This window comes from Bacillus sp. R86525 (assembly GCF_042466195.1).
Taxonomy (GTDB): domain Bacteria; phylum Bacillota; class Bacilli; order Bacillales; family Bacillaceae_G; genus Bacillus_A; species Bacillus_A nitratireducens.
The window spans coordinates 4,146,065-4,158,208 of record NZ_JAXHPX010000007.1 but is presented as its reverse complement, the minus strand read 5'-3'; the positions used below and the strand labels follow the sequence as shown (position 1 = coordinate 4,158,208).

Annotated in this window: 8 protein-coding genes; 2 read left to right on the top strand and 6 right to left on the bottom strand. The window is 37.9% G+C overall.

What is annotated here, in order from left to right; all coding sequences use genetic code 11:
- Nucleotides 1-72: 72 nt before the first annotated feature.
- Nucleotides 73-561, top strand: a complete 489-nt coding sequence (locus SJY24_RS24155; protein WP_377866450.1) for a GNAT family N-acetyltransferase — start codon at nucleotides 73-75, stop codon at nucleotides 559-561.
- A 299-nt stretch (nucleotides 562-860) separates the two neighbouring features.
- The gene (locus SJY24_RS24150; RefSeq protein WP_377866449.1) at nucleotides 861-1,271 is read left to right on the top strand and encodes a DUF3908 family protein; all 411 of its coding nucleotides are present in this window, start codon (nucleotides 861-863) and stop codon (nucleotides 1,269-1,271) included.
- 30 nt (nucleotides 1,272-1,301) lie between these two features.
- On the opposite strand, the gene SJY24_RS24145 is transcribed toward SJY24_RS24150, so the two are convergent.
- The 6 genes from SJY24_RS24145 to odhA form a co-directional block, all read right to left on the bottom strand.
- Complete coding sequence (locus SJY24_RS24145; protein WP_377866448.1) at nucleotides 1,302-1,892, bottom strand: class I SAM-dependent methyltransferase; 591 nt, start codon at nucleotides 1,890-1,892, stop codon at nucleotides 1,302-1,304.
- 93 nt (nucleotides 1,893-1,985) lie between these two features.
- Complete coding sequence (locus SJY24_RS24140; protein ID WP_377866447.1) at nucleotides 1,986-3,548, bottom strand: SagB family peptide dehydrogenase; 1,563 nt, start codon at nucleotides 3,546-3,548, stop codon at nucleotides 1,986-1,988.
- Nucleotides 3,549-3,570: 22 nt separating this feature from the next.
- On the bottom strand, nucleotides 3,571-5,520 hold the full coding sequence (locus SJY24_RS24135; RefSeq protein WP_377866446.1) for a TOMM precursor leader peptide-binding protein: 1,950 nt from the start codon (nucleotides 5,518-5,520) through the stop codon (nucleotides 3,571-3,573).
- Nucleotides 5,517-7,436, bottom strand: a complete 1,920-nt coding sequence (locus SJY24_RS24130; RefSeq protein WP_377866445.1) for a putative thiazole-containing bacteriocin maturation protein — start codon at nucleotides 7,434-7,436, stop codon at nucleotides 5,517-5,519. The genes SJY24_RS24135 and SJY24_RS24130 overlap by 4 nt, the downstream gene beginning before the upstream one ends.
- Before the next feature lie 125 nt (nucleotides 7,437-7,561).
- On the bottom strand, nucleotides 7,562-8,824 hold the full coding sequence (gene odhB / locus SJY24_RS24125) for a 2-oxoglutarate dehydrogenase complex dihydrolipoyllysine-residue succinyltransferase (RefSeq protein ID WP_377866444.1): 1,263 nt from the start codon (nucleotides 8,822-8,824) through the stop codon (nucleotides 7,562-7,564).
- 129 nt (nucleotides 8,825-8,953) lie between these two features.
- Nucleotides 8,954-11,821: a 2-oxoglutarate dehydrogenase E1 component gene (gene odhA / locus SJY24_RS24120; RefSeq protein ID WP_377866443.1), complete on the bottom strand. Its 2,868-nt coding sequence runs from the start codon at nucleotides 11,819-11,821 to the stop codon at nucleotides 8,954-8,956.
- Between the last annotated feature and the right edge of the window lie 323 nt (nucleotides 11,822-12,144).

Here is a 12,144-nt window from a genome sequence, read left to right as displayed (position 1 = left end):
AAGGGGAGTAATCAGTTTTGTCGAATAAAGAGGTTTGGGAAATAGTTACATATAGGGAAGGAGAGTTTACAAATGGTTGTAGTACTTCAAAAAGTTCAAGAATCAGAAAAAATGATTTTACGTAACTTATATTCACTATATCTTCATGACCTCTCTAAATTTACGACTAATATAAAGATTGGAGCGGATGGGTTTTTTGAATACGAAGATTTAGACATGTTTTGGAAAAATGACGGAATCACTCCGTATTTTATAAAAGTTGATCATAGTATTGTAGGATTTTTATTACTATTGGAACGTCCATTTTTGAAGAAAGAAAACGACTTTGGTATTAATGATATTTTCATATTAAATCAATACAAGGGAAAAGGAATCGGTAAACAAGTCATTGAAAACTTACTAAAAGAGAAACGGGGCAAATATTTCGTTATTGAACTTGCAAAAAATGTACCAGCTGTTTCTTTTTGGGAGAAAGTATATAGAGAGCTAAACATTGAATTTGATGAACGAAAACAGCTAATTGATGGTGAAGAATGCCTCGTTCAGACGTTTAAAGTATAATGAAATAGGTGCCCCTGATATATTACTTTGAAATTTAACTTTATCCCGCTATTTGTGGGCAGTAAGATCTCCACCTCAAAATCCAGCGAAAGCGAAGAAGTTAGGTGGGGGATCAACTGCCCGTAAAAGCCCGATTGGTGAGGGCTGATAATCAGTGGGGGATGAAGACCCCACCACTGATTAAAGTTTCACTTTATTTTGAATATACCGTTCGCCCTTGAAAACATAGTACGTATCGCTTATATTGTCATATAGTATTTATTTTTTAATAAAGCAATGAACGAACCAGGGGGCACAGTATGGCAATTAACATGAATACAATCGAAGAATGGATTGCTGAGTCAAATGCAAGAAACGAAGAAGACTTAGGAAACGTTGTTGAAGAGATGAAAGAAGTATGTGTCGGACTTGATAACGCGACATTAATTTATACGAAAAACGTATTTTGTTTCGGTAAGAAAGTAGAAGTATTGTTCTTCTTCCAAGATCACGTCGTTATCGGAGAAGAGAAGGAAGAGTATATTGAGATTGAAAAATTAAAGTATGATGATATTACAAATAGCAACTTAAAAACAAATGACAAAAATACAACGTTAGAATTAAAGTTTGCTAACGGGAAATCTATCGATTTAGATAGTCTAAATGATAACTACGGTACGAAAAACTGGTTATTTGCAAGACAAATTAAGAGTATCTTTAAATTAATCTAGTGAAAAAGCAGGCCCTGAAAGGTCTGCTTTTTATTTATTTCCTATTATGCAAAGGCAACCTCTTTCTTCATAACATTTTACACTTTTAAATCCCGTCGTATAAAAAAGGTTTACTAATTCTTCTGTCGTCTTAAATTTATCCATATGATATTGAATTTTGAAAGTTTCAGCGATTAGTAAAAAGGATCCGTTCGGTTTTAAGACGCGAAATACTTCTTTTATATCTTGTTCCACATCAGGCCAAAAGTAGTGTGTTTGAAAAGCGGTAATGAGATCGAAGAAGTTCGCATGATGTGGAATAGAAGAGACGCTTGCTTTTTGAACAGTTACTTTTTGTGTTTGTACATCTTTCATATTCGTATGTATAGAATCTTTCACAGCTTGATCGGAGTAATCAATTCCATATATTTTCCCAAACGGAGTTAGTCTCGAAAGCGTATGTATTGTTTTACCACCCCCACAACCAATATCTAAAATAGCTGCATCTTCACGTATATGTATTTTTTGTAAAGCCCAATTTGTTAGTCTCGTATGTGCAGAGTTCATAATACAAAGCATTGAGGAACCGATTGTCCCACGAGGGTTTTTCGCTTGTTTGATTAAACGTTGTAAAATGCCCAATTTAAACGCTCCTTTTTATGTAAGAATATATACTCATTTCGCTGTTAATAATTTAACTCCTCTAAAAAAAGCACGCCATCAACCGGCGTGCTTCTAATTATACAAATACCCCTTCAACCAATTACGCGCTCGATACGCCCCAACCGGAATTTGAATGAGAGACGTTTCATTGCCGCCATCTATTCCGTACAATTGATCGCATGAATTTGTATCAAAACTAAGTAAAGGATGGCCACCCATTCCCATAGCGGTCGCAGCTAAAACAAGTCTATGAACGAGTATACCAGCTTCCATTTGGTGAATACGATATCCTCTATAGCCTAATGTATGTGTATAGTAATCTTTCTTTCCGACTACATGTAGACAAAGTGGTACTTGAAAAAGGTTTACGTTATCCATCGTCATACTTGATTGAAGGGGATAACGAAGATCTCCATATCGTATTGGCTGTATGGAATGCGAATTACTGTTATAAGCGTAAGCACCGTTTTCAATACCTGCTACGTTATAAAAACATCCATATAATGAGACCCGTGCATTTTCATTTAAAGAATTGCCATCAAGATCGTTGTAATAAGGGAAGGCGAGGCTCGCTTCTTGTAATAAAGTAGCAAGTGAACGAGTATCCCACTTTGTTAAAGTAAAGTCAGCATCAGGTGAATATCGCTTTTTACAAAGATGTAAGAAATCATAGGATAAACGTTCCACTTTAGGTAACTGTACAGCGTGTGCACTATATTGTTGTCGTTCTTCACAGGTAAATGTTTGGAAGTGTTCTGTCGATTCAATCATAGATGCCGCGTTTATTTTTTTTATCATCGGATATTCATCTACATGCTTTGAGCGAACGAAATGCTCATGTGTTAAAGGCGGGATTTGTTGCAACAAGTCATGAGAAGTAATAGTTTTATTTTCGTGATGATTATCGTGAAACCAATCTGTATTCGGTTCTGTACTTAAAGGAATAACAGCATACACACTTTCTTCACCTTCTGACAGTCCAAGTAAATGATTCATTGCCCGGTCTAGAAATTGAAAATATACACCATTTGTATAACCAAATTGTTTTGCGCATTCAAGTAATTGACCGATGAGAACACCGCTATCTAATCCTTGCAGACGATACGAAAAGTTATTGTATTTAAAGAAGTTTTTCCAAAACATAGTGGATACAAATGCAGCACCAAAACAAGAATGTATGTTACAACGATTGCCGAGTGCTTCTGTAAGATAAGAATCAAAATTTCCTTCACGAAGTAAGATAAGACGGTGGTGCGCGGCGTCGTAATGGTAAATGCCGTCTGGATAATGATCAATTTTTAAATACATATATAATTCATTTGGATATAAAGCACCCCCAGAAGGGATGAATCTTCGAAATAGAGTCGTTGTTTTATTATTTTCTAGGTTAGTAGTAGGCTGACATAATTGTGTTAAACCAAATGAGTACCAAAGATAATGACCGATTTCCTCTAAGTTAGGTTTAGTAGAAGAATTCCGCAAAGTTAATGGGATTTCTAAAGAGAGAGGGATTACTGGTAAATTTCGATATAATTTATAAGGAAGTGGTGCGTCTTCCCAGTCAATCTCTTTATCGGACGACATAATTTCATTAATAGAAAAATGGAGATGATGTAAAAAAGTATCAGGTTGCATCAAATTTCCCCCTCGCTATGAATTATGGAAAAGGATGCGGATGTGGATTTAAACTTTCATTCGTTAAAGGCTCAGCACAATATCCAAGTGTCATCGGTACGGTATACACTCTATCTAATCCTGTAACCCGAGTGAGATGGTGACCGAACGTCATCGGTAACATGCCTGGAATTATTACTTTTACACAATGTAAGCCGTTCTTTTCTATAAGGGGAACGGTTTGATCTACAACGATTACTTCAAGTCCGGATTGATGTAACCTGTTTAAAAGTTGATGAAGATCAGATGTTAAATCCATATCAAATGATTGTAATGCCCTCATTTCTTGAAACGTTTGCACCGGAGAATCTTCACGTAAAAGGAAGTGAAGACGTTCTTCTGCTTCTTTCAATCCGTACAGCATACTATGATCTTCCATTTGTGAAACAAGATATGGATCTTGTAAACAGTTTTCATATTTCTCTCTTTTTTGTTCAAGCTCTTCATCTGTTATAAGTAACATCCCAGCAATTTCGTGAATCGCACTTTTTAGAGCTCGGATTGGGTCTAAATGAGCGCCTCCCGCACAAACAACGTTCATCCCATTGTCACGCGTATTTTTTGCAATGACCCATAAGCTCGGGATACCATGCTCCATCGTCGCGTTAAAAGCGTATAATTCATACCCCGTAATCGTGTGTAACCGCTGGATCATTAATTCTAATTCTGTATCATTTGCTGAATTAAGATCAAGACGGGGAAGAGGTAATTCTGTATACCAAGTGAGTAAAAAGGCGTCACGCTCTACAATTTCTAAAATGCCGTGAAAAATTGCTTCTTCTAAACTACCACCAATTGCACATCCATTTGATGTTTCATATACGAAAGCATCTCGATGACCGAGGCTATAATAAGCGATTGATTCTGGAACTAAAAGGGGCCTGTTTTGTGATAAAGAATATCCCCATACCCAGTTTTGCTCATAATCAGGATCAAATGGTTTAAACGGAAAGCTATCACGATTGTAATGTTCATTTGTATGTACACCGAGTGTGAGGGGATTCAGTGCATGATCCTCTAAATCATGAAAACTACCATGCACATTTGTCTTTTTCCCGCGAGGTGACATACCGCAATATCGTTCTAAACCTTCTAAAATAGCAGTTGCCTCACTCAGTGCAAATGAATGAGTTCGGCCTGCAACACCTTCATTTCCGAACAGTAACGGCATGTTTATAATGACGTCAGCAAATGGCAATAAAGAATGCTGCATTTTTCCATTCAAAATACCAGTCCGGTAATCTAAATAGTCTCTCGTTAAAAATGTGTTTAGCTCATGAATAGAACGACAGCGATACGCTTCAGTACTTGTTTTTAAGCTCGGTTGTAAAGAAATCTCTGCTGCATCCGCAGTATCATCAGGTAAATTACTACATACAGGACAGAGAGGATCTGGAAGGAAAGAATGCCGCATACATTGCAGCGTTTGTAAGTTTAGTAAAATGAGTTCATTTTCTAAAGAAGAATGTCCGTGAGCTAATATTTTCTCCGTTTCAGCATGAATGAGCTGGCACATTTGTAACATACCATTTTGAGTAGCGCGTACATCACGCCTCGTCTCGTTATCCGCTTTTAACGCATATTTCCGCTGTAGTTCCCACATTTCTTTTTGATCAAATCCAGCGATAAAGCGTCGTCCATCGGCACAATGGGTACATCCCGTTGCAAGAGGGTCAATGTAAGGACCGATAACGCCTTCACCAAATGAAGTAAATGCACGAAGCCACGGAATATGGTTCGAACGAAATGTCAGCTCAGCATCATGATGAATATTAGAAAGAGAGCCGTCATGTAATACGAGAGCGAGGTGAATATTTTCAGGCATTTCGTCTGTAATTGTATGTTGACGAATGATGGAATATTGTTTGCATAATTGATCATGTACATAGTCTGCAAGTAAGCCATCTCCTGTAAGTAATATATTTTGAATCATAGACCGTCCTCCTTTGCAATTAATACCCCGTATACACCGTCTAAGTTGTCTCTTAAAAATGATTCAATAGCTAAATCAAAAACGAATGGATAAAAATTATTTTTCGCTAAATTTTGTAAGGCAACTTGTAAAGACTGGACGCCTGGAATTTCTTCCTCTTCTTGTATTGCTACTCTAACAGAATCTGTACTATATAAAACAACGGATGATTCCGGCAAAATATTAGCTTTATAAGGAATCTCTTCATTTTGAATATGAAGGAGTGCTTGTTGCAGAGCGTTTCTTAACGCCAATGTTATATTAATATTTGCCGCACCGTACCATCTATCATTTATACCGATCCAAATGACAGGAAAACCGAGTAACTCCTCACCCATTCCCACTTTAGGTATCTCATGGATTGTAGAGAGAGCATCATAGTAAAACCTACAATGTTTATCATGAATTTCGGTTAAATCAAGCTCTGTAATCTCTGCTAACATATGTGATTGGCGTTCACACAACTTATTATTTAAATGTTTTTGCAGTGCACGGTATACACCTTCTGTCATCGTTTCCCCAGCACCAATACCGATATCAGTATGTTCGGGGATAAGACGATGAATCATTTCAGCTACATACGTTTCAACTCCTGTTAAACCAGCTTCGCGGCGTGCTTCATTATGAGTTAAACCACCACAAGTTATAGTAGGAAGGGGAGAGCTAGGTCCGTCTGATAATGGATTTGCAACTTGAATATAGCATTGTGATAAAGGTAATTGGTGCAAATCTTGTTCATCCCACATGTGGAATATGCCAGCTTCTTTAGAAGTTAATGTATCAAAAAAACGAAAAAGTTCAGTTGAAGTATATTGTCCAGAACGATGGGCAAGGTTTTCCTGAAGATTTTGCACTGTATCAATTGTAAAGATTTCATCGGTTGCGAGAAGATGCTTTATAAAAGGGTGCCACTTTCCTTCAAGTGTTTCAAAGTTTAATAAAAAGAATTGAGGATTATGCTGCCGGTGTAAATCGTCAGCGACATGTTTAAACAATTCAAAAACGATAACATTTGCTAACATTGCAGATGTGATTGGTGAGAAAGGCTCTGGCGGATTTTCATTTTGCAAAGTAGTTTCGTGTAGACGATGCCATGCGGATTCCCAGCATTCTTCACGATCTGCTATTACGACGGGACCAGCTAAACCGACTCTTGATAAGCAAATAGCTGGTATGAAATTTTTCCCCTCATCTCTACAAATAGCATGTATTGCTCTTAAACTTTCAATATCTCCATTTTGAGAAACGTATAAAATCCAGTCGAAAGGCTCGAATACTTCATGTAAAGGACGATCCGTTGTAGTATCTATTTCTTGAATAAATACATTGTCATCAAGTTCATATGCACGTTCTACTAGTTCATGAATTCGGTCGTAATTTGTTTCCGCATAATCTGTGACAAGGTAATGAAATTTAGGTAATCCGGATTCTAGTAAAGAAGAAACTAAGGAAGTAAGCATATCCCCAGAACCAATTATAAGGACATTTGCCGCACGATACGTCTCGAATTTTAAAGCGCCTGAATGAGAATCGGCTTCTAAAAACTCAATTTGTGAAGCGTACCTGTCGAGTAACGCACTGTTTAATTCATGAGGAGCATCTTGGGTTACATCACGGACGAAACCATTTTCATATAAAATCTCTCCAATTTCAAATACACGATTTTGATAGGGGAGAGGGAGACCATCTGTTATTTCTGTCAAAGAGTGATTACCGTTAAACATAGGCATTAATTTCTCAATCCAGTCATAAATTCCATCACCATCCATACGGAATGAACTGGAGTTATTTCGAAAGTAAACACCCCCGTTTGAATCGGGGAGGAAGAAAGTATCCTTATTTGCTTTAAGTTTTGCATGAACTGGAAGGTTATTCATGTTTATCCCCCTTACGCTTTAGGCATACATTATTAGTCTATGTAGTGTGATTTGTCCCGTATGAACACAATAAAAAAAGGCTGTAGAATAATTCATTCTACAGCCTTTAATAGATTATTAATCTATCAACCTTCTAATAATAATGATTTTGGATCTTCAAGCATATCTTTAACAGCAACAAGGAAGCTAACTGCTTCTTTACCATCAACAATACGGTGATCATAAGATAGTGCAAGGTACATCATTGGACGGTTTTCCATACGCTCGTTATCAATCGCAACTGGACGTACTTGGATTTTATGCATTCCTAGAATACCTACTTGTGGGCTATTTAAGATTGGTGTAGACATTAGAGAACCGAATACACCACCGTTTGTAATTGTAAATGTACCACCTTGTAGCTCTTTTAATGAAAGTTTGTTATCACGTGCTTTTAGACCTAAATTACGAATCTCGCTTTCAATTTCAGCGAAGTTCAATTGGTTAGCATCACGTACAACTGGAACAACTAATCCATCTGGAGCTGCTACTGCAATACCGATATCATAGAATTTTTTAATGATAAGCTCATCGCCTTGAATTTCAGCATTTAATAATGGGAATTGTTTTAATGCTGCAACAACTGCTTTTGTGAAGAATGACATAAAGCCAAGACGCACATCATGTTTTTTCTCGAAAGCATCCTTGCGTTCTTTACGTAATTCCATGATTGCACTCATATCAACTTCGTTAAATGTTGTTAACATTGCAGATGTTTGTTGAACTTCTACAAGACGTTTTGCAATTGTTTGACGGCGGCGGGACATTTTCACACGCTCAACTGGTTTTTCGAATTCAGTTTTTGCAACTGGAGCAGGAGCTGGACTTTGTTTTGGAGCAGCTGGTGTTTCTGTTGGTGCTGCAGCGTGAGCTTGTACATCATGTGGTCTCACACGTCCAAGTGGATCTGTGCTGCGTACGTCGTTTAAGTCGATTCCTAATTCACGAGCCATTTTGCGAGCAGCTGGTGATGCGATAGGACGATTTGTATTTGGTAAACCTTGCAACACTTTATTTTGTTCAGCACTTGGAGCTTCTGCTTTCGGTGCTTCAGTAGTTTCTTGTTTTGGTTGCTCAGCCAATGGTGCAGGTGTACTTACTGCAACTGGTGCTCCGTTTGCATCTAAAATTGCGATAGTTGCGCCAACTTCAACTGTATCCCCAGGTTCGCCTAGTAACTTCGATACAATACCTGAATCTTCTGCAATGATTTCTACATTGACTTTATCAGTTTCAAGCTCAACAACGCTGCCACCTTTCTCAACTTTGTCACCTACGTTGATAAGCCATTGTGAAATAGTTCCTTCGGTAATAGATTCTGCAAGCTCAGGTACTTTAATTTCGATCATTTTAAATGTCCTCCCCTTATTTGCCTAACGGTGTGTTTTGTCTTCTTTAATCTTCGGTAATCTCCATTTGTTAGCTCGACTTGGGCAGAATATCTGCCCAAGTCGAGCCGGAAAAACTCATTGTTATTTTCAGTTGCTGAAAACTTCAATTTCTTGTTTATCTTGACGGAAGTTGTACTTCACATCTAAAGCGTGTGCAACAATTAGTTCTTGCTCAGCTTTGTGAGCGAATGGATCGCCACCAGATGGGCTAGAACGATCCGGGCGTCCAATGTAACCTGTTTTCACTTTATCTCCAGCTAGTTCGAACAGAATTGGAGCCATGTAATGCCATGCGCCCATATTACGAGGTTCTTCTTGAACCCAAATAATTTCTTCTAAGTTTTTAAAGCGTTTAATAATAGATTGAACTTTTTCAGCAGGGAATGGATACAACTGTTCAATACGAACAACATGAACTTCATCTAAGTTGTACTCATGTTTTCCAGACTCAATTTCTGCAGCTAAGTCAATCGCCATTTTACCTGTACTTAAAACAAGACGTTTTACTTTATTTGGCTTTGTGCCAAGGTTTTCTTGTTCTAAAGCAGGTTGGAAACGTCCTTCGCTTAACTGACTAGCAGTTGAAAGCGTAAGTGGATGACGTAATAAACTCTTTGGCGTCATAAGCACTAACGGTCGAACAGCTTCTGTTCCTAAGATAGATGCTTGACGACGTAAAATATGGAAGTATTGTGCCGCGCTCGTTAAGTTTGCAACCGTCCAGTTGTTCTCAGCAGCTAATTGTAAGAAACGCTCTGGACGTGCACTAGAGTGTTCTGGCCCTTGACCTTCATAACCGTGTGGTAATAGAAGAACTAAACCAGATTTTTGACCCCATTTTGCTCTTCCTGATGAAACATATTGATCAAATAATGCTTGCGCAGTATTTGAGAAGTCACCATATTGAGCTTCCCACATAACAAGAGTTTCTGGAGCAAATACGTTATAACCATATTCATAACCAACAACAGCAGCCTCTGATAACGGACTGTTATGAACAGAGAATGAAGCGTTAATGTTCGGTAAACGGTGTAATGGTGAATATGTTTCGTTTGTATCAGTATCGTGTAATACGATATGACGGTGCGCGAATGTACCACGCTGTGAATCTTGACCAGTTAAACGAATTGGCGTACCTTCTTGCAAAATAGAAGCGAATGCTAACGATTCAGCAAGTGCCCATTCAATTTTACCGTTCTCTTCAAGAGCATCTTTACGACGCTCAAGAATTTTCTTCACTTTCGGATATACGTTAAAGCCTTCAGGCCAAGATAATAGTCCTTCATTAATTGCACGAAGTGAGTCAATTGACATACCAGTATCAATCGGTTGAATTCCTTTTGCAACAACCTCTGGAACTTTAACGTGAATTGTTGCAGCGCTCGTATCAGCTGGCGGCACTTGTGCGTATTCAGCCTTTAATTCCTCTTGTATAAACTGAGTAATTGTTTCAATCTCATCTGCATTCAGAACGCCAGCAGATTGTAATTGATCTGCATAAATTGCTCTTACAGTTGGGTGATTTTTAATTTTTTTGTACACTTGTGGTTGCGTAACTGCTGGATCATCCATTTCGTTATGACCATATCGGCGGTAACCGATTAAATCGATTAAGAAGTCTTTTTTGAACAACGTACGATATTGGATCGCAAGGTTAGCAGCAGCAAGACAAGCTTCCGGATCATCAGCGTTTACGTGAACAATCGGAATATCGAAACCTTTTGCAAGGTCGCTTGAATATTTAGTAGAACGAGAATCATAGCTATCAGTCGTAAAGCCGACTGCATTATTAGCGATAACATGAATCGTTCCGCCAGTTTGGTATGCATTTAATCTGCTTAAGTTGAGTGTTTCAGACACAACACCTTGACCAGGGAATGCAGCATCACCATGAACTAAAATTACGAATGATTTTGAAGTATCCTGTTCTGGAAGACCAGATTTTTTACGATTCTCTTGAGCTGCACGTGCGAAACCTTCAACAACAGGGTTAACGAACTCAAGATGACTCGGGTTATTTGCTAATGTAACGCGAGTGCTAACTTCTTCATTACCAACGACTTGCTCTCTACCTAAATGGTATTTCACGTCGCCAGTCCAGCCAGCATTTGCCACTGCGCCTTCTATTTTTGCATGTTTGAACTCAGCAAACATGTGAGCATATGGTTTTTCTAGTACGTGAGCGAGTACGCTTAGACGACCACGGTGAGCCATACCAATCATGACATCTTCAACGCCGCCTTTAGCACCTTCTGAAACAATTTCATCTAGTACAGGTACAAGCATATCAACGCCCTCTATTGAGAAACGTTTTTGACCAACGAATGTTTTATGCAAGAATTGCTCGAAACCTTCAACAGCTGTTAAACGTTTTAAAAGAGCAGTTCGTTTTTTATTTGATAATGGTTGACGCAATGAATTTGATTCCACCATTTGATGCAACCACACGCGTTCTTCACTATCTTGTATATGTGAGAATTCATAAGCTAAAGATTTTGTATAAACGTCTTTTAATCTATGAATTACATCAAATGCAGTGTGAATACCCTCTGGTGCATCTTGCCATACTGTTTTAGCTGGAATCGCTTTCAAATCAGCATCGCTCAATTCGTTCATTGCTTTTTCAAGAAGAGATTGTCCATTTGCAGCATCTTCCATCGGATTGATGTGAGCCAATGTATGCCCGAAAGAACGAATCTGTTCAACAAGTTGAACGACTTTAAGAATTTTTTCAATGTTCCCTGTGTTTTGAGGAGAAAAATGTGTTGCTGTGTTGTCCCCTGTTACGACATCATCTTGAAACGAAGGAGCTCCAAAAATTTCAAAAAGCTCTTGTAATTCCGGATCAACAGAACCTGCTCCGGTTACGTAAAGATCATACTGTTCAATAACATAACCAAGGTTCGGACCATGGAACTTGGTCCAAGGGTTTGTCGTTGTATTCTTCCTCGTCATTTGTTTAAACCTCCCAATGCATATAATCCTTTTCCTATACAAAAGGTGCATTTTGCTCTTTTTCAATAATTGATGAACTAAAAATTAATGTAAATTTTATCTTTACTCTTATGTTATTACAATAATTTACATAATACCAAACACTATTACTTATCTGTTTTGTAAAAAAACATTCACAATAACTTATCACCCAAGTTAATCTTTCATGTTATAAAGTAATTTTACAGAAAAATGGGGTGGATATATTTGGTATACCTACATTAATAACTATAATGTTGCATTTAAATATAAGTAAAATTGTTAGAATGTTTCGATAAAGATTG